Origin of the sequence: Nocardioides luteus, assembly GCF_014648595.1 — a bacterium.
GTDB lineage: Bacteria > Actinomycetota > Actinomycetes > Propionibacteriales > Nocardioidaceae > Nocardioides > Nocardioides luteus.
Genome location: NZ_BMRK01000021.1, coordinates 38,127 through 57,277, shown reverse-complemented (window position 1 = coordinate 57,277; position 19,151 = coordinate 38,127). Strand labels below are relative to the sequence as shown.

General features: G+C 70.3%; 15 protein-coding genes. 8 read left to right on the top strand and 7 right to left on the bottom strand.

What is annotated here, in order from left to right:
- Window positions 1–54: 54 nt before the first annotated feature.
- The 6 genes from IEY81_RS20385 to IEY81_RS20360 form a co-directional block, all read right to left on the bottom strand.
- Entirely contained in the window at window positions 55–573 is a 519-nt protein-coding gene (locus tag IEY81_RS20385) for a MarR family winged helix-turn-helix transcriptional regulator (RefSeq protein ID WP_229788027.1), read from the bottom strand.
- Window positions 570–2,147, bottom strand: coding sequence for an MDR family MFS transporter (locus tag IEY81_RS20380; protein WP_229788026.1), 1,578 nt, complete (start codon window positions 2,145–2,147; stop codon window positions 570–572). The genes IEY81_RS20385 and IEY81_RS20380 overlap by 4 nt, the downstream gene beginning before the upstream one ends.
- 638 nt (window positions 2,148–2,785) lie before the next feature.
- Window positions 2,786–4,774, bottom strand: a complete 1,989-nt coding sequence (locus IEY81_RS20375; RefSeq protein WP_189120325.1) for an ABC transporter ATP-binding protein — start codon at window positions 4,772–4,774, stop codon at window positions 2,786–2,788.
- Window positions 4,775–4,827: 53 nt separating this feature from the next.
- Window positions 4,828–6,576, bottom strand: coding sequence for an ABC transporter ATP-binding protein (locus IEY81_RS20370; RefSeq protein WP_189120324.1), 1,749 nt, complete (start codon window positions 6,574–6,576; stop codon window positions 4,828–4,830).
- Window positions 6,577–6,594: 18 nt separating this feature from the next.
- Entirely contained in the window at window positions 6,595–6,786 is a 192-nt protein-coding gene (locus IEY81_RS20365; protein WP_189120323.1) for a hypothetical protein, read from the bottom strand.
- On the bottom strand, window positions 6,774–7,253 hold the full coding sequence (locus tag IEY81_RS20360; protein WP_189120322.1) for a TetR/AcrR family transcriptional regulator: 480 nt from the start codon (window positions 7,251–7,253) through the stop codon (window positions 6,774–6,776). Before IEY81_RS20360 ends, IEY81_RS20365 begins: the two co-directional genes overlap by 13 nt.
- Window positions 7,254–7,429: 176 nt before the next feature.
- Here IEY81_RS20360 and IEY81_RS20355 point away from each other — a divergent pair, with 176 nt between their 5' ends.
- The 8 genes from IEY81_RS20355 to IEY81_RS20320 all read left to right on the top strand — a co-directional run bounded on the left by IEY81_RS20355 (window position 7,430) and on the right by IEY81_RS20320 (window position 17,172).
- On the top strand, window positions 7,430–9,142 hold the full coding sequence (locus IEY81_RS20355) for a S8 family peptidase (protein WP_189120321.1): 1,713 nt from the start codon (window positions 7,430–7,432) through the stop codon (window positions 9,140–9,142).
- A 182-nt stretch (window positions 9,143–9,324) separates the two neighbouring features.
- Window positions 9,325–9,948 (top strand): nicotinamide riboside transporter PnuC, encoded by a 624-nt coding sequence (gene pnuC, locus IEY81_RS20350; RefSeq protein WP_189120320.1) that lies wholly within the window; start codon window positions 9,325–9,327, stop codon window positions 9,946–9,948.
- Complete coding sequence (locus IEY81_RS20345; RefSeq protein WP_229788025.1) at window positions 9,941–10,984, top strand: AAA family ATPase; 1,044 nt, start codon at window positions 9,941–9,943, stop codon at window positions 10,982–10,984. The genes pnuC and IEY81_RS20345 overlap by 8 nt, the downstream gene beginning before the upstream one ends.
- Before the next feature lie 79 nt (window positions 10,985–11,063).
- Window positions 11,064–12,629: a MoxR family ATPase gene (locus IEY81_RS20340; protein ID WP_189120319.1), complete on the top strand. Its 1,566-nt coding sequence runs from the start codon at window positions 11,064–11,066 to the stop codon at window positions 12,627–12,629.
- Entirely contained in the window at window positions 12,626–13,297 is a 672-nt protein-coding gene (locus IEY81_RS20335) for a potassium transporter Kef (protein WP_189120318.1), read from the top strand. Before IEY81_RS20340 ends, IEY81_RS20335 begins: the two co-directional genes overlap by 4 nt.
- Window positions 13,294–15,180, top strand: a complete 1,887-nt coding sequence (locus IEY81_RS20330) for a VWA domain-containing protein (protein ID WP_189120317.1) — start codon at window positions 13,294–13,296, stop codon at window positions 15,178–15,180. The genes IEY81_RS20335 and IEY81_RS20330 overlap by 4 nt, the downstream gene beginning before the upstream one ends.
- On the top strand, window positions 15,173–15,799 hold the full coding sequence (locus IEY81_RS20325) for a phosphohydrolase (protein ID WP_189120316.1): 627 nt from the start codon (window positions 15,173–15,175) through the stop codon (window positions 15,797–15,799). Before IEY81_RS20330 ends, IEY81_RS20325 begins: the two co-directional genes overlap by 8 nt.
- 2 nt (window positions 15,800–15,801) lie before the next feature.
- Window positions 15,802–17,172, top strand: a complete 1,371-nt coding sequence (locus IEY81_RS20320) for an AMP-binding protein (RefSeq protein WP_229788024.1) — start codon at window positions 15,802–15,804, stop codon at window positions 17,170–17,172.
- Here IEY81_RS20320 and IEY81_RS20315 read toward each other — a convergent pair.
- Window positions 17,156–19,147, bottom strand: coding sequence for a beta-galactosidase (locus IEY81_RS20315; protein ID WP_189120350.1), 1,992 nt, complete (start codon window positions 19,145–19,147; stop codon window positions 17,156–17,158). The genes IEY81_RS20320 and IEY81_RS20315 overlap by 17 nt on opposite strands.
- Between the last annotated feature and the right edge of the window lie 4 nt (window positions 19,148–19,151).

The following is a 19,151-nucleotide window of genomic DNA, read 5'->3' as shown; positions in this document are numbered from 1 at the left end:
TGTGTCCCGGACGACATCGGCCTGCAGGAGAGACCAGCGCGCGAGCCTGATCCCCTAGGAGCCCTGGCCCTCGAGGGCTTCGTTGTATCTGGCAAGCATAGCGCTGAGCTGATCGATCTCGCCCGGCGTCCAGCCGGCCAGCCGGTCGTTGAAACGTACGCGGCGCTCCCGTGCCACGCGGTCGAGCCCCTCGCGCGCCTTCTCCGTGACCGAGACCAGGCTGGCGCGGCCGTCGGCGGGGTCGGGGTGTCGCTCCAGCAGACCCAGGTCGATGATCGTCTGCACCATCCGGCTGACAGCACCCTTGTCGAGACCGAGGCCGTCGACCAGGGCCGATGCGCGCACCGGCCCGTGCTCGGCCAACCAGGTCAGCAGCATGTAGCCACCGGGCGGCAGATCGGGGTGGAGCATCCGGCCACGGGCACCCATCGCCCGCTTCCCACGCCGCAGGAAGACGCCGAGCTCGGCCTCGAGCCGGACCAGCGAGTCGACCCGGCTCTCATCGATCTCGTCGCCCTCGGCGGTCACGGCACCCCCGGCGTACTGGTCGGCGTACTGGTCAGTGGCGGTCAATTCCGAACAGCTCCCTCGGGCACGGTCGCGGCCACCGGGACGGCCATCTCCTCGGGGAGCTCGTTCTTGATGCTCGTCTTGAGCGGGACCTCCCTGATGCCAAGGATAGCGATCAGCGCGATCAGCGCGCACGGGATGGCGACCAGGAAGAGATCGGCGGTCGCCACCGCGAAGGCGTGCTCGTAGAGCGCCTGCATCGCGGGCGGCATGCTCGACGGGTCGGCCAGCCCGCCGCTCTGCAGGCTCTGCAGCTCCTCGGGCGTGACCTTGCCGCTGCGGACCAACTGCGGGACACCGTCGGTGATGACGTCCTCGACCCGGTGGGAGAGCACGGCGCCGAGCGCGGCGATGCCCATCGAGCCGCCCATCGAGCGGAAGAAGGCGACGACCGAGGAGCCCGCACCCATGTCCTTGTTGTCGAGGTTGTTCTGCACCGCGAGCACGAGGTTCTGGTTGGTCGAGCCGACGCCGAGACCGACCACGGCCATGAAGGCGCCGACCACGGCCAGGTGGGTGTTCTCGTCGATGGTGCTGAGCAGGTAGAGGCCGATCGGCAGCATGATGCCGCCGAAGACCAGGTAGCGCTTCCAGCGGCCGCTCGCGCTGATCAGCCGGCCGGTGACCATGCCGGCGCCGGAGAGGCCGAGCACCATGCAGATCGACATCAGGCCGGCGTGGGTCGGCGTCATGCCGCGGGCGGTCTGGAAGTACTGCTGCAGGTAGACCGTCGCGCCGAACATGCCGGCGCCGACGAAAAACGAGGCGACCGTGGACAGCACCATGGTGCGGTCGCGGAAGAGTCGCAGCGGGATGATCGGCTCCTTGGCGATCCGGCCCTCGGCCAGGAGCGCAAGAGCCAGCACGGCGACGCTGCCGCCGACCAGGGCGTACGAGGTGAGCGAGGCCCACTCGAAGGACTGACCACCCAGGGTGACCCAGATGAGCAGCATCGAGACACCGCTGACCAGCAGGAACGCGCCGAGGTAGTCGATGCTGACCTCGCGGCGTACGTGCGGGAGGTGGAGGGTCTTCTGGAGCAGGACGAACGCGACGACAGCGAACGGGACGCCGACGTAGAAGACGCCGGGCCAGCCGAAGGAGGAGTCGACGATCACGCCGCCGACGAGCGGGCCGATGACGGTGGCGAGCGCGAAGACCGCGCCGATGTAGCCGGAGTAGCGGCCGCGCTCACGCGGGGAGACGATCATCGCGATGATCACCTGGATCAGCGCGACGATGCCGCCCATGCCGAGACCGGCGATGACACGACCGGTGATGATCACCGGCATCGACGGCGCGAGCCCACAGATCGCGGAGCCGACGATGAACAGGCCGAGCGCGACCTGGACCAGGACCTTCTTGTTGTAGAGGTCGGCGAGCTTGCCCCAGATCGGGGTGGTCGCGGTCATCGCGAGCATGCTGGAGACGACGATCCAGGTGTAGCCACCCTGGGTGCCGTCCAGGTCGGTGACGATCCGCGGCAGTGCGTTGGCGACCGACGTGCTGGAGAGCATGGCGACGAAGAGCGCCATCAGAAGGCCCGAGAGGACCTCCATGATCTGACGGTGGGTCATCTCCGGCGCCTCTTCGGCACGCGAGGAAAGCTGCGACTCTGACAAGTGAAGACCTGACTCTCAGGAATTGGTTGACATCTACAACCAATGTACGTCCCGATAGTTGCGGAACACAACTTGTCGAGGCTCGCCGGCGATGTGATCTGCGCCTCTGATCCGCGCTTCTGGTCCGCTCATCTGAAATGGGACGACCCGCAGGCGGGCCTCTGGCCAACCCGGTGGATGAGTCCGGTACGCCTGCGGGTCGGGTGGCTGCTGTTGGATTGCCAGCCCACATCCCTTGTCCGGGAAGCTGCTAGCGAGCAGCCACCTCACGCATCCAATCGTTCTTCATCTGATCGGATCACCTCCTTTCCCGTGTGCTTCAACGGTAGGCGTCGAAGCGATCCGGATTCAAAGGGTTTTCTCGTCCGCTCGGTTCTCAGGACGACGGTGTCGGTCTCGACGAGCTCGACCACCGCGCCCGGCTGGTCGAGCCGCGAGCGCCAGCGAGCGTGTCGAAACCAACACGGTCCTTTCGGCGCTCCCTGGGACTGTGTTGGTCTCGACCCGCCCGTCGCCGGCTCGCAAGCTCGCCGGTGGGGCTCGCTCGGCCTCTTCGGGTTAGCGGCGTGCTCGCAAGCTCGCACACCGCTACCTCAGACCTCCACGAGCGGGTGGCTGAACTGCGACTGGTAGAGCTCGGCGTACGCCCCGTCGGCCTCGAGCAGCTCGGCATGGGTGCCCTGCTCGACGATCGCGCCGTCCCGCATGACCAGGATCAGGTCGGCGTCGCGGATGGTGGAGAGCCGGTGGGCGATCACGAAGGACGTACGATCCGAGCGCAGCGCGGCCATGGCGTGCTGCAGCAGCAGCTCGGTGCGGGTGTCGACCGAGGAGGTCGCCTCGTCGAGGATCAGCAGCGACGGCTCCGCGAGGAAGGCTCGCGCGATCGTCACCAGCTGACGCTCGCCCGCCGAGAGGTTGCCGCCCTGGTCGGTGATCAGGGTGTCGTAACCGTCGGGCAGCGAGTGCACGAACCTGTCGACGTACGTCGCCCGGGCGGCCTCGAGCAGCTCCTCCTCGGTCGCGGACGGCCGGCCGTAGAGGATGTTGTCGCGGATCGTGCCCTCGAAGAGCCAGGTGTCCTGGAGCACCATGCCGGTGCGGCCACGCAGGTCGGCGCGCGGGATCGAGGCGATGTCGGCGCCGTCGAGCGTGATCCGGCCGGCGTCGAGCTCGTAGAACCGCATGATCAGGTTGACCAGGGTGGTCTTGCCGGCGCCGGTCGGGCCGACGATCGCGACGGTCTGTCCCGGGCGGGCGACCAGGGAGAGGTCCTCGATGAGCGGCTTCTCCTTGTCGTAGGAGAAGGAGACGTGCTCGAAGCGGACCTCGCCGGCACCCTCGGCGTCCGCACGGGCGGCACCGGCGTCGGAGGACTGCTCCTCGGCGTCGAGGAGCTCGAAGACACGCTCGGCCGAGGCGACGCCCGACTGGAGCAGGTTCATCATCGAGGCGAGAGTGGTGATGGGCTGGGTGAACTGGCGGGAGTACTGGATGAAGGCCTGCAGGTCACCGAGGCTCAGCGCGCCGCTGGCGACGCGGAGCGACCCGACGACGCAGACCACCACGAACATCAGGTTGCCGACGAACATCATCAGCGGCATCAGGATCCCGCTGATGAACTGCGCCTTGAAGGCCGCCCCGAAAAGCTTGTCGTTCTCCTCGGCGAAGGTCTTCTCGACCTCCTCCTGACGGCCGAAGACCTTGACCAGGTCGTGGCCGGAGAAGGTCTCCTCGATGTGGCTGTTGAGCTTGCCGGTGTGGCGCCACTGGGCCACGAACTGGCCCTGCGAGCGCTTCATCACCATGCCGGTCACCAGCAGCGAGACCGGCACCGCGATCAGCGAGATCAGGGCCAGCATCGGGCTGATCCAGAACATCATGAACAGGACCGTGACCAGCGTGAACAGCGCGGTCAGCACCTGGCTGAAGGTCTGCTGCAGCGTCTGGCTGATGTTGTCGATGTCGTTGGTGACCCGGCTGAGCAGCTCGCCGCGCGGCTGCTTGTCGAAGTAGGACAGCGGGACGTTGTGGACCTTCTTCTCGACGTCCTCGCGCAGGCCGCGCACGGTACCCTGGACCACCGAGTTGAGGATCCAGCCCTGCGCGAACGAGAGCAGGGAGGCCACCACGTAGACGGCGAGCACCACGAGAAGCGCGTTGCGCAGCGCGTCGAAGTCGACGCCCTGCCCCGGGGTCACGTAGTCCATCCCGGAGAGCATGTCGGCGAGCTTGTCGTCGCCCTGGGCCCGCAGGCCCTCGACCGCCTCCTCCTGGGTGACTCCGGCGGGTAGCTCTCGGGAGAAGATGCCGCCGAAGATGATGTTGGTCGCCCGGCCGAGGAGCCAGGGGCCCAGCGACATCAGCGTGACGCTGATCGCCGCGAGCACGATCGTGGCGCAGGCGTGGATCTTGTAGGGCGCCATCCGGCGCAGCAGGCGCCTGGCCGAGGGACCGAAGGCCATCGCCTTGTCCCCCACCGCGCCGGCGCCACCCATCGGTCCGGGGCCGCCGGCGGGACGTACGATCCGCTCGGTCTTCTTCATCTGACCGGGCTGCTCGGTCTCGGCCTTGTCGCTCATGGTTTTCGGGGTCCCCGCGGCGCCCGGAGCGGAGCGAGGACGTCGTGGGGTGTTCATGCTGCAGCCTCCTCGGCGCTGAGCTGGGAGGAGACGATCTCCTGGTAGGTGGGGTTCTCGGCGAGCAGCTGCTCGTGGGTGCCCTCGCCGACGATGGCGCCGTCCTCGAGCACGAGGATCTTGTCGGCGTCGCGGATGGTGGAGACGCGCTGGGCGACCACGATGACCGTGGCGTCGCGGGTCTCGGGGGCGAGCGCGGCCCGGAGCCGGGCGTCGGTGGCGACGTCGAGCGCGGAGAAGGAGTCGTCGAAGAGATAGATGTCGGGCCTCCTCACCAGCGCCCGGGCGATGGCCAGGCGCTGTCGCTGACCACCGGAGACGTTGGTGCCGCCCTGGTCGATCTCGGCGTCGAGGCCGGTGCCGCCCTCGGGCGCCATCCGCTCCACGAAGTCGCGCGCCTGGGCGACCTCGAGCGCGTGCCAGATCTCCTCGTCGGTGGCGTCCGGCTTGCCCTGGAGCAGGTTGGACCGGACGGTGCCGGTGAAGAGGAAGGCCTTCTGCGGCACCAGCCCGAGGGTGCTGCGGAGGGTGGCCGGGTCGAGGTCGCGTACGTCGGTGCCACCGACGCGCACGACACCGGCGGTGGCGTCGAAGAGCCGCGGGACGAGGCCGAGGAGGGTCGTCTTGCCGGCACCGGTGGAGCCGATGATCGCGACGGTCTGCCCCGGCCGGGCCTCGAAGGTGAGGTCGTGGAGGACGGGGTGGTCGGCGCCGGGGTAGGTGAAGCCGGCACCCACGAGGTCCACGTGGCCGCGGCGGGAGATCTCGGTGACGCCGTCGGTCGGCGGGACCACGCTGGCCTCGGTGTCGAGGACCTCGGCGATCCGGTCGGCGCAGACGGACGCACGCGGCACCTGCATGAGCATGAACGTGCCCATCATGATCGACATCAGGATCTGCATCAGGTACTGCAGGAAGGCGGTCAGCGGGCCGACCTGCATCTCCCCGTTGTCGACCCGGATGCCGCCGAACCAGATCACTGCCACGCTGGCGACGTTGATGACCAGCATCATCAGCGGGAACATCGTCGACATCCAGCGGCCCGCGCGCAGCGCGACGTCGGTGAGCTCGTCGTTGGCCTTCGCGAAGCGCTCGGTCTCCTGACGCTCGCGGACGAACGCGCGGATCACCCGGATGCCGGTGATCTGTTCGCGCAGGATGCGGTTGACCGCGTCGATGCGCTCCTGCACCTTGCGGAAGTTGGGCACCATGCCGCGCACGATCACGGCCATGGAGAGGAGCAGCACGGGGATGACCACGGCGAGCAGCCAGGAGAGGCCGGCCTCGACCCGGATGGCCATCACGACGCCGCCGACCATCATCATCGGCACCATCACCGCGAGCGTGCAGGTCAGCACGGCGAGCATCTGGACCTGCTGGACGTCGTTGGTGGTGCGGGTGATCAGGGAGGGGGCACCGAAGCGGCCGACCTCGCGGGCGCTGAAGGAGCCGACCTTCGCGAAGATCGCGGCGCGCAGGTCGCGGCCGAAGCTCATCGAGCTCCGCGCAGCGAAGTAGACGCTGGCGACCGAGCACAGGATCTGCACCAGCGCCACGGCGAGCATGATCGCCCCGATGCGCATGATGTAGGCGGTGTCGCCCTCGGCCACGCCGTTGTCGATGATGTCGGCGTTCAGGCTGGGCAGCAGCATGAACGCCGAGGTCGACAAGAGCTGCAGGATCGCGATGACGATCAGGAATCTCTTGTAGGGGAGCAGGTGGTCCCGCAGGAGTCGGAGAAGCATGTGAAGAGGTCTCTCAGGTCAGCTGTGGAGCAGGATCCCGCCGAGCAGCACGTCGATGACGTCGTCGCTGCTCAGCGGCTGGTTGGTTCGGTGCAGACCGGGGAGCCAGGCCCCGACCGTGAGACTGCGCAGCACGAGCGCGGCCTTGCGCGGCGGCAGCCGCAGCTCGTCGACATGCGGCTCGAAGACGAGCCGCGTCAGGTTGTCCACGAGGGCCCGGTTGGCCTCGATGAGGAACGCCGGCGGGCCCGCCGGCTGGCGTACGTCATCGGGCCCGGAGGGCCCGCCGGCTGGCGTACGTCATCGGGCCCGGAGGCCTCGACCACGGCCGAGCGCACCGCCATCATGATGAGGACTCCCCGCTGCGAGGACGCGGCGAGCAGCTCGATGACGGCGCGGAGCTTGTCCTCGATGGCGGTCTCGCCCTCGACGACCTCGCGCATCGCCTCGCCGGCCTTGACCGGGTCGAAGACGTTCTCGGCCACCGCCCGGTAGAGCTCGCGCTTGTCGCGGAAGTGCCGGAAAATGGTGCCTTCCGCGACTCCCGCCGCCTCGGCGATCAGCCGCGTCGTCGTCGACGTGCCGTGCTCGATCAGCAGCGTCTCGGTCGCTGCAATGATCGCCGCACGGCGATCGGCTGCGGGAATCGGCTTGGCCCGCGTACGTCGTTCGTCCACATCGACGAGCCTAAATGAGTGAGCACTCACTCACGACTCGATTATTGACTTTCCAGAGGCCCCGAAACTCTGTTCCCCCGATGCCGACTAGGGCATGCTGGGCCCACTGTCGGACCGACAAGGGCCAGGCAGGGGTGGCCGACGATCTCGACCACCGATTCGGGAATGGAGACAGCATGCGTAGGTTGTTGACAGGCGCGACGGCGGTCGCGCTGGGGGTCACCGGCACCCTCGTCATGGCGAGCTCGGGCAACGCCACCTCCGACCAGGAGATCCGCTATGTCGTGGCGTACGCCGAGGGATCCTCGGCCGCCAGCGCCCGTGCCGCAGTGAAGGCCGCCGGGGGCGAGATCGTCTCGGAGAACACGGACATCGGCGTCGCGACGGTCACCGCGGGCGAGGACTTCGCGGCCGCCGCGAACGCCTCGGGTGCGCTCGTCGGCGCCGCCCAGGACAGGATCGTGGGTGCGAACACCCCGGACGCGGCGAGCAAGGTCCGCAAGCAGAAGGCGTCGAAGGTCGAGACCGAGTTCCGCGGCCACAAGGGCAAAGGACCGAAGCCTCCCAAGCCGAAGGGCAAGACCGAGCCGCTCTCGGCCCTGCAGTGGGACATGGCGCAGATCGACGCGCCCGCGGCCAACAAGACCGAGCGCGGCAAGGGTGTCCGCGTCGGCATCCTGGACACCGGTGTGGACGGGTCCCACCCCGACATCGCCCCCAACTTCGACGCGCGGCTCAGCCGCAACTTCACCACCGACATCCCGGTCGACGCCAACGGCGACACCGTCGACGGTCCGTGCGAGGAGGAGGCCGACGGCTCCTGCTTCGACGCGGCCGACGTCGACGAGAACGGTCACGGCACCCACGTCGCCTCGACCATCGCCTCGCCCGTGAACGGCGTGGGCATCTCCGGTGTCGCCCCGCAGGCCGACATCGTCAACCTGCGCGCCGGCCAGGACTCCGGTTACTTCTTCCTGCAGCCGTCCGTCGACGCGCTGACCTACGCCGGCCGTCACGGCATCGACGTGGTCAACATGAGCTACTACATCGACCCGTGGCTCTTCAACTGCACCAGCCACCCGGCCGACTCCCCCGAGGACCAGGCCGAGCAGGCCACGATCATCACCGCGATGCAGCGTGCCCTCGACTTCGCCCGCTCCCGCGGCGTCACCCTGGTCGCCGCCGCCGGCAACCAGGCGATCGACTACACCAAGCCGCAGACGGACGCGAGCAGCCCCGACTTCGCCAGCGAGCCGGGCGAGGCCGCCTACGTCCGTGACCTGCTCGACCCGAAGACGTGCGTCTCGATGCCGACCGAGGGCAAGGGCGTCATCGCGGTCAGCGCCACCGGCCCGTCCGAGCGCAAGTCCTACTACTCCAGCTACGGCAACGGCTTCGTCGACGTCGCGGCGCCTGGTGGGGATGCGTACGACTCGGCCGACGGCACCCGCGACTACGCCGCCACCATCCTGGCCGCCTACCCCTACGACCTGGCTGTCGCCGAGGGCGCGATCGACCCGGCGACCGGCGAGGTCCTGGTGCCGTGGGCGGTCGCGGACTGCTCCAGCGGCGAGTGCTCCTACTACCAGTACCTGCAGGGCACCTCGATGGCCTCCCCGCACGCCGCTGGTGTGGCCGCGCTGATCGTCGGCAAGTACGGCAAGCACGACCTCTCCGGCAAGACCCTCGCCCCCGCCAAGGTCGAGAAGATCCTGCGCTCGACCGCCACGAAGAAGGCCTGCCCCGAGCCGGCCGACTACACCTACGTACGCCACCTGCCCGACGGCTCCACGGTGACCTCCACCCACACCTGTGAAGGCGGCAAGGCGCCGAACGGGTTCTACGGCAGCGGCATCGTGGACGCCAAGGCGGCCATCGGGAAGCGCTGAGTCACATCCGTCACACCAGCCCCATGAATACCCGGTTGACCGGGTATTCATGGACTTGACGGGCACTGAAACACCCGACAAGTCCAGGGATACCCGGTCGACCGGGTATCCCTGGGACGGACGAACGGGCCCGGATGCTCAACCCGAGCATCCGGGCCCCTTCCGTCCCATAAGGTTCGGCCATGCAGAGTTGGCTGGTGGCGCACTGGGTCGAGATCACAGGCGTCGTCACCGGAGCGGCGTGCGTGATCCTGGCCGCACGCCGGAGCATGTGGACCTATCCGGTCGGCATCGCGAACACCGCCCTCTACCTCGTCGTCTTCACCGAGAGTGCGCTCTACGCCGACGCGGCGCTGCAGATCATGTTCATGGTGCTCTCGGTGACCGGCTGGATCGACTGGGCGCGGGCCCGGCGCCGCGAGTCGGAGGCACATCTGCAGCGCGACGATGCCTTCGTCGGCGTCGCCTCGACCGGCACGCTGCTGCTCCTGGCGCTGGGGTTCGTGGTGGCGCTGGCAGCGATCGCGTACGTCCTGCACGCCTTCACCGACTCCACGACCGAGCTGCCCGACGCGACCGTGACGGCGGGCAGTGTCATCGCCCAGATCATGCTCAACCGGCGCTGGTGGCAGTGCTGGCTCGTCTGGCTGGCCGTCGACGTCGTCTCCGTCGGGCTCTACGCCTACAAGGGACTGTGGCCGACCGCGGTGCTCTACCTCGGCTTCTGCGTGATCGTCCTGGTCGCGCTGCGCGACTGGCGTCGGGTGCTGACGACCTCGCGAGAGAAGGAGGCCGTCGGTGTCTGAGCTCGCTGCGAAGCCCTATCGCCACGGCATGGTGCTCGGGAAGTTCTACCCGTTCCACGCCGGCCACCAGGCACTCATCCGGGCCGCCCTGCGGTCCTGCGACCGGGTCACCGTCGAGCTGCTCGGCTCGCAGGTCGAGACCATCCCGCTCGAGGTGCGCGCGGAATGGCTGCGCGAGGAGCACCCGACCGCCCACGTGGTCGCCGGGATGGACGAGGCCCGCATCGACTTCGCCGACCCCGCGGCCTGGGACGAGCACATGGTGGTCATCTCCGAGCTCCTCCCGGCGCCCGTGGACGCCGTCTTCTCCTCCGACGCCTACGGCGAGGAGCTCGCCCGCCGGCTCGACGCGACCTGGGTGCAGGTCGATCCCGGCCGCGCGCTCAACGCCGTCTCCGGAACCGCCGTACGCCTCGACCCGGCCGCCCAGTGGGCCGAGCTGCCCGCCCCGGTGCGCGCCTGGCTCACCGAGCGGGTGGTGGTCCTCGGCGCGGAGTCGACCGGCACCACCACGCTCGCCGAGCACCTGGCCGCCGACCTCGGCACCCACTGGGTCCCGGAGTACGGCCGGCTCTGGTCCGAGACGCGCGACGGCGGCCTGTTCGCCCCGTGGCGCAGCGAGGAGTTCGACCTCGTCGTGGACCGGCAGATCGGCTGGGAGGACGCCGCCCGGCGCCGGGTGCCGAAGCCTGTTCTCGTCTGCGACACCGACGTGCTGGCCACGACGCTGTGGCACGAGCGCTACGTCGGCACCGCGCCCGAGCGGCTGCTGCGGCGCGCCGCGGAGCACCGGCCGGTCGCGTACGTCCTGACCGGCGACGAGATCCCGTTCGTGCAGGATGGGATGCGCGACGGGGAGCATCTCCGGCACCGGATGCAGGAGCGGTTCCGCGAGGTGCTGGCCGGCCAGCCGGTGCCGTGGATCGAGGTCCGCGGCAGCGTGGCCGAGCGGCTCGTCGCGACCAAGGAGTTCCTCGAGCCGCGGCTCGGGCGAAGCAACCGGATCGGCCCGTCACTGGAGGAGCTGGGTAGATGAGCGAGCGTCAGCGAGCGGCAGTCAGAGCTCTCATCGGGCTGCGTCCGTATTCTTGCGCCTGCGCGACGGAGGTGACCCGATGAAGGATCGCTGGCAGAAGACGTCGGCGTCGCCGACCGTGCCGCACGTGCACCACGGCGGCCCGCGCGACGGCCTCACCGCAGCCGACCTCTTCCGCTCCCCGGAGGAGACCGTCGCGCTCGACGAGAAGCTGCGGCGCACCTACTTCTGGCTGGTCAACAAGGCTGTGATCTCGCCGTTCTACGACGTCGAGTTCGACGCCGCGAAGGCCAACCGGTTCCCGCTCGGCGACGCCGGCGCGGAGATCACCCTCCCTACGCAGCCGGCCTACTCTTCCAACGTGCTGCTGCCGCTGCTCACCTTCGCGGTCGGCGGGAAGTGCCTGATGATCGGCGGCCCCGGCCGCGGGAAGACGACCCTCGCGGTGCTGATGGGGGTGCTGTCCGGGGCGGCGCCCGAGGACGTACGCCGCCATCTGCAGCAGGGTCAGCCTCAGCTGACCGTCTCCGACCTCGTCGGCTTGCCGCTGCCGCGTGATCTCGTCTCCGCCGGGTCGCTGGAGGAGATCACGATCGCCTGGAAGTCCTGGCTGACCGCCCGGGTGAAGATCGTCGACGAGTACAACCGCATCCCCACCAAGACCCAGTCGGCGCTGCTCACCATGGTCGCCGAGGGTTACGTGGAGAGCCACGACCAGCTGCGCCGGACCGCGCCCGAGGAGGGCGTCGAGAGCTGGTTCTTCACCGCCAACGACGACGCCGGCGGCGGCACCTTCCAGGTCATCCAGGCCCTCAAGGACCGCCTCGACGTCACCGTGCAGGCCTTCGGCTTCAACGGCCGCTTCTTCGACGAGCTGGTCACCCGGGTCGAGGCGGGCGAGCGACCCGAGGAGCACGTGCCGGACTCGCTGGTCTTCTCCCCCGACGAGCAGACCGCGATGCTGGCCGCGATCCGCGCGGTGCCGCTGCCCGCCGACGTACGCCGGAGGCTGGAGTACTTCACCGGGCAGTTCGAGTTCGTGCAGCACGGCGGCCAGCGCTTCGAGTACCGCACCAAGGACGTGGTGGCGACCGCCGGCGGCGACGTCGGCGCGGTCATCGACGCCAACTCCGGAGCGGACCTGGTCGTCGACCTCGGCGCGCAGACCCTCAACGGCCTCTCCGTCCGCGCGCTGCAGACCCTGATCCTGTACGCCAAGGCGTCGGCGTGGTTCCGCGGGGCCGCCGAGGTCGGGGTCGACGACGTGCGCGCGATGGTGCCGTTCGTGCTCCGCGGGAAGCTGCTGCCCAACCCCCAGCACCCGCGCTTCGAGGCTGGCGACAAGGAGCTGGCCCACGACCCCGCCTCCTGGCTGACCGACCTCTTCGACACCGCGATGAAGCAGTTCGTCGCGCTCGGGCTCGACCGCGACGACCCGGTCGGTGACCTGCTCGCCGAGCTCGGCGGAGGCCTCGACGGGCTCGACCGGCTCACCGTCTCCCGGCGGCTGACCCGCATCGAGTCCGAGGTCCGCCGCATCTCGAAGGTCGGCAAGATCTACGGTCGTGACTACGACGACCTGGTCGCGCTGAAGTATCTCCACCAGCGCTACTCCAACTATCTCCACTGGCTGGAGGGCGCATGATCCGGCGTCCCGGCCACTCGGTGAACGCCGCCGCGCACCCCGCCGAGACGGCTGCGATGCCCGTCGTCGTCGGCCTCGACCTGGAGCTCGCCGCCGCCAACGTCGCCCGTTTCGGCGGGGACGAGCGACGGTTCGACTCGTCGCTGCGGGCCGGGCTGAGGGCTCCGGGATCCCTGCCATCCGAGACGCAGGCCGTCCAGGACCTGGCCGCCGTCGCGGCCTGGCGGGCAGGCGTGATCGGGCTGCGCACCGACGCCCTGCGCGCCCTGGGATCATGCCTCGACCACGGGCTGGCCGACGCCGTCGCGGCAGTGCTCGGGATGCCTCCCACCAGCGTCGCGGAGTTCGCCGAGGCGCAGCGTACGGACCGGTTCTTCTGGCCCGCCTGGCGCGGCCTCGGGCGGGCCTATCTGATCGCCCGGATCGGTGGGTTCACCGGCCTCGGCGGGCCGTGGCTGGCCCATCCCGGCGAGGTGATCCCGGCCGGCGAGGGTCGCTGGCTGGTGGAGGTCGGCGAGGAGCTGTGGGAGGTCACCGCGGACCTGTTCGGCCACTCGGTCTCGCTCGCCGGTGACGACGCCGCCTCCGACGACACCGACACACCGGGCGTACGCGTGGTCAGCATCCCCACGTCCTACCTGCTCGAGGTCGTGCGGGAAGCCGCATGAGAGCCCCGACCACAGCCGAGCGCGAAGCGTGGGAGGCCGCCCTCGACCTGTGGGGCGTCGACCTTCACGACCCGGTCGTGCACACCCGGTCCGACGCGGGCAGCTTCGCCTGGTTCGGCTTCCCGCCCGAGGTCAACGTCGACCCCGGCAAGCTCGCCGAGCACGGCGGGAAGGACCATCTGACCAGCGTCTTCGCGCACGAGATCGGTCACCACGTGCTCTCCCCCAGCACCAAGGTCGACTCGTTGAAGATCCGCCAGCAGATGGCTCGGGTGATCGACCTCTACGACCGTCGCCATCGCCTCGACCTGGCCGCGGCGAGCGGTTTCTGCGCCAACCTGTGGTCGGACATGCTGATCAACGACCGGGTGATGCAGCTGCAGCGCGCCCGGATCGACCCCGGCGAGACCCCCGACATGGTGCTGCTCACCCGAGCGCTGGCCGCGAAGACGCTGGCCAAGGGTGCGCGCGGCGCCGAGGACAACGAGCTGTGGTGGGTGGTGCAGCGGGCCTACGAGCTGCTCTGGCGTCTCCCCGAGGGCGAGCTCGCCTGGCCCGAACCGCCGGTGCGGTGGAAGGCCGACTATCAGGAGCAGATCCACCACGCCCGGAATCTCGTGCGCAACGCGAAGCGCAAGCCTCAGGGTCCCGATGGCGGGCGGTCCGCGGCCTATGAGCAGCACCAGCGCGAGCGGGAGCTCGTCGAGCTCGAGTACGACCCACGCTCCGGCCTCGACCCGGCTCATGACGCGACCACGGTGGCCGAGGTCGTACGTACGCTCGCCGCCGACCCGGTCAGCGGCGCGATCCCGTGGGCGATGGTGATGGTCCCCTACCTGCTGCTCGGCTTCCAGAGCACCGGATGTCACGAGGAGTCGACGGGGGCGCCCACCGCCGCCGAGCTCGCCGGCGCGATCGGCGACCCGAGGCTGCAGAAGCCCCTGGCCCACCCCGAGGACGCCGAGGTGGTCCTGGCGGACGCGGTCACCACCTCCGACGGAGACGGCAGCGGGCAGGCGCTCGGGCTGGCCCGCACCCTGGAGCTGATGGCCGGCGCAGACCCGAACGCGGTGATGGCGGCCTGGTACGAGGCCGAGGCACGACCGCACGTCGCGCCCCTGGTCCAGCGCGGGCTCGCCCCGGCGGGCCCCGCCATCCCGGGCCCCACCGAGGAGTGGGAGCTCGGCGACGACCTGGCCGACCTCGACTGGCCGGCGACGCTGACCGGCGGCGCGGCCTTCGTGCCCGGTGTGACCACCCGGCGGCGTACCTTCATCCCGGACGAGCCCGAGCCCGACCACGAACCGGTGCTGCTCGACCTCTACCTCGACTCCTCCGGGTCGATGACCCACCCGACGCGCGGGTCGGCGGCGATCGTCGCCGGCACGATCCTGTCGCTCTCGGTGCTCCGTGGCGGCGGCCGGGTGCGGGTCACCTCGTGGAGCGCGGCCGGGCAGGTCGCCGGCGACAGCACCTACACGCGCGACCGGGTCGAGATCATGCGCCAGCTGACCACCTTCTTCGGCGGCGGCACCACCTTCCCGCTGGACCTGCTGCGCGCTCGCTACCCGGAGTCCGTGCGGCCGATCGATGGGCAGCGTCACCTCGTGGTGCTCTCCGACGCCGGCCTCGACACGTTCCTGGGCCGGGGCCAGGAGGAGTACGCCGACGTGGCCGGTGCCGTGCGCCGCGTCATCGACACCGGGTCGCTGATGATCATCGGGCGCTGGCGCGGGGAGTCGCGAGACGCGGCCGAGCGGCTCGGCTACGACGTCGCGGAGATCCCCGACGTGATGCAGGCGCCGGCGGCATGCGCCGCGCTGGCCGCACGGATCGCCGACCACGTCGCCACCGGAACAGCGAAGGGAACGAGCATTGGTTGACGAGGAGCTGTTCGAGGCCTGGCTCGACGAGGAGCTCGACCCCGAGGCCGCCTGGACCGGGCTGACGCCCGGGCCGTCGGTCGACGAGGTGATGTCCCGGATCTCGACGACGCCGTCGTGGTTCCTCGACGATGCCGTCGACGTGGTCGCGCTCGCCGGCGACGTGTTCGACACCGCCGACGGGCGACCGGTCGCGGCGGCGCGGCGGGTGGCCGCGACCGGGAAGGCGACCGCGCGGCAGGGTGCCGGGGTGGTCCTGTGGCTGGTCGCCTCGCAGGAGCTGGCCGGTCCGTTCTCGGCCGCCCTGCGCGAGGACCGACTCGACCGGGCGCTGGTGACGATGGCAATGCGGCTGGCCGCCGTGGTCGAGGCGCCCCGCTGGGTCGAGGAGGCCGAACGCCGCGAGGAGGCCGCCCGCACCTTCCTGCTCTGGAGCGGTCAGCTTCCCGGGCGCGAGGACGAGCGCAACGCCCGTGCCCTGCTCGCCCGCCTCGACTCCGCCGCCCGCGCCGAGGCGCTGGAGCGGGCCCGGCGCGACCGCGAGCACCGTGCGGAGATCCGCCGTCGGCTGGAGGACGCGCGCGCCCGCGAGGCCGCCAGCCGCTACAGCCCGGAGTGACCGTGACCGTTCCCGAGACCGTGCCCGAGACACCCGACCCGCTCGACCTGGCCGAATACACCCCGATGTCCTCGGTCGCTCTCACCGACGCCGAGCGCTGGCCGGGGTTGTCGCCGGTGGGAGCCGCCCGGCGCGCGGCCGCGGAGAACCACCCGTCGGCGCCGGGCTGGCGCCACCGGGTCGGCCACCGGCTCACGCCTGCCGAGCAGGAGGCCGCCCGCACCCAGGTCCCGCTCGCGGGCTGGCTGGAGGAGCACCTGGCGGTGGCGCGGTCGCTGCCTGCGTACCGTCGTCATCGGGGACCGCTCGACCGCCTCGAGGACTTCCCGCTGATCAGTCGGCAGGACCTGGTCGAGGACATCGGCGGGTTCGTGCCGCTGGACGCCGACTACGGACGGATGCTCCACGGCACCTCGTCGGGGAGCACCGGGGCGGCGCTGGTGATGCCCGACGACCCCGACGAGCTGGCTCGCGGGTTCCACTGGCTGCGTGGCGTCGTCGCCGATCTCTCCGGCGAGTGGGAGCCGGACCCGGCTCGGTTCGCCGTGGTGCAGGTCGTGTGGCAGCGGCAGGCGTTCACGTACGTCTCGGTCGCGCCGGGCTTCGGCGAGAGCCTCGTGGCTCGGGTCAACCTGCATCCGGACGAGTGGGCGGTCGACGATCAGCGGGCGTTCCTGCGCGACGCCGACCCACAGGTCGTCTCCGGCCACCCGACGTCCCTGGAGCGCCTGCTCGACCTGCGGGGCGTGGTCCGTCCGATCGCGATCATCTCCTCGGCGATGGCACTCAGCGCGACGCTGCGGACGGAGCTGGGGCAGACCTTCGGCTGCCCGGTGATCGACGTCTACGGCCTGCACGAGACTCGGCCGGTGGCGGTCAGCACCGACGGCGGGCCGTTCGTCGTCGCCGACCGCCGGGTGCACGTCGAGATCCTGGGGTCCCACGGCTCCCCGGTGCCCGAGGGCGAGATCGGCGAGATCGTCGTCACCGCAGGTGAGAACGTCTTTCTCCCGCTGGTTCGCTACCGAACGGGCGACACCGGCCGGCTGGTGCGTGTCGACGGGCGACCTGCTATCGACGCCCTCGAGGGCCGGGACGCGACGGTCTTCATCACGCCGGTCGGCGACCGGGTCCCCTGCGTCGACCTCACCCAGCACCTCCAGGACGCGGGCGCCCACGGGTGGTCGGTCGAGCAGGCCGTCGACGGCTCCGTGGTCGCAACGATCGCTGGCGGTGACGCCGACATCGTCGCCGAACGGCTCGGTGCCATGCTCGCGCGCACCATCACCGTCCGTCGCGTCGGGACGCTCGCGGATCTCGGCGAGGGCAAGCCACGCCGCTACCGATCGGCCGCACTCACTCCTCCCGGATGACCGCGACCTGCCCCGCACGCACCAGGTGCGGACCACCCTCGTTGCCGGAGAGCAGTTCGACGCCACGCACCGGGACGATGACCGGCTCGTGGGTGTGGTTGATGACGAAGACGTACGACCCCTGCTCGCCCACCCGCCGCACGGCCTCGACGCCCTCCGGCAGCCCGGCGACGACCGGCCTGGTCTCGCTGAGGACCTGGCTGACCAGGGTGTCGAGGGCGTCGGGGGTGAGCTCGGTGCCGACGTACCAGGCCGCGCCCTTGCCGACGCGGCGCCGGGTGACGGCCGGGTCGCCGGCGACGTCCCCGAAGGCGTACGCAGCCACCACATCGGCCCCGACCGCACGGCCGCGCTCGCTCCAGATCGTGCCGGTGCCGTAGGCGGTCAGCGGGATCTCGTCGCCCTCGGGGAGCGGGCAGAACTCCTCGATCCGCACGCCGAGCAGGTCGCGGAGCGCGCCCGGGTAGCCGCCGAGACGGATGTGGTCGTGCTCGTCGACGATGCCGGTGAAGTAGGTGGCGACGAGGGTGCCGCCGGCCTCCACGAAGGCGGTGAGCCGCTCGACGGTCGCGTCGGAGAGCAGATACTGCACGGGCAGCACGACCACCTCGTAGCCGTCGAGCGGATCGTCGACGCCGACGACGTCGACGCCGAGGTTTCGTGTCCAGCAGGCCTTGTGCCAGGCCCGTGCGGTGGTCATCGGGTCGACGTCGACCGAGGGGTGGGAGTCGAAGGTCGCCGCCCACCACGAGGTCCAGTCGAACAAGATCGCCACGCTCGCCTGCGCGACGCGGGTGCCGGCGACCTCGGCGATCGCGGAGAGGTCGTCACCGAGCCGGACGACGTCGCGCCACACCCGGCTCTCGGTGCCGGCGTGGGGCACCATCGCGGAGTGGAACTTCTCCGAGCCGGCGCGGGAGGCACGCCACTGGAAGAACATCGCCCCGTCGGCGCCGCGCGCGACGTGCTGGAAGGAGTTGCGGCGCATCTCGCCGGTGGTCTTGGCGATGTTGCGCGGCTGCCAGTTGACCGCCGAGGTGGAGTGCTCCATCAGCAGCCACGGTTCGCCGTGTGCCAGCGAGCGGGTCAGGTCGGCGGTCATCGCGAGCTGCTGGGTGCGGTCCTCGTCCTCGGCGATCAGGTAGTGGTCGTTGGAGACCAGGTCCTCCGCGGCCACCCACGGACGCGGGTCCGACAGCTTCCAGAAGCCCATGAAGTTGGTGGTCAGCGGCTTATCGGAGATCGCCCGCACCGCCTCCGCCTCGGCCTGGAACAGCTCCAGGAGCGCGTCGGAGGAGTAGCGCCAGAAGTCGAGCTGCTGGCCGGGGTTCGGGTGGGAGTTGTCGGAGACCTCCCGCGGCGGCTCGATCTGGTCCCAGTCGGTGTAGCGCTGGCTCCAGAAGGTGGTCAGCCAGGCCTCGTTGAGCCGGTCGAGCGTGCCGTAGCGGCGTCGCAGCCAGGTGCGGAACGCGGCGGCGCTGGTGTCGCAGTAGCAGTGGGCGTTGTGGTTGCCGTACTCGTTGCCGACGTGCCACATCACCACCGCCGGGTGGTCCGCGTAGCGCTTCGCCAGCTCGGTCGCCAGCCCGGTGGCGGCCTCACGGAACGCGGGCGACGCGGTGCAGTAGGCCTGCCGGCTGCCGAACGCCCTGCGTACGCCTCGGGCGTCGACCATCGCCGCCTCGGGATGCTGCTGGAGGAACCACGGCGGCGGGCTCGCGGTCGCGGTGGCCAGGTCGACGGCGATCCCGCCGGCGTGCAGCTTGTCGAGCACCCGGTCGAGCCAGCCGAAGTCGTAGGTGCCGGGCTCCGGCTCCAGCAGGGCCCAGGAGAAGATCCCCACGCTGACCAGGTTGACCCCGGCCTCCTGCATGAGGCGTACGTCCTCGTCCCAGACCTCCTCCGGCCACTGCTCGGGGTTGTAGTCGGCGCCGTAGGCGATCCGACCGCCGAGCGCCTCGGTGACCCGCGCCATCCCG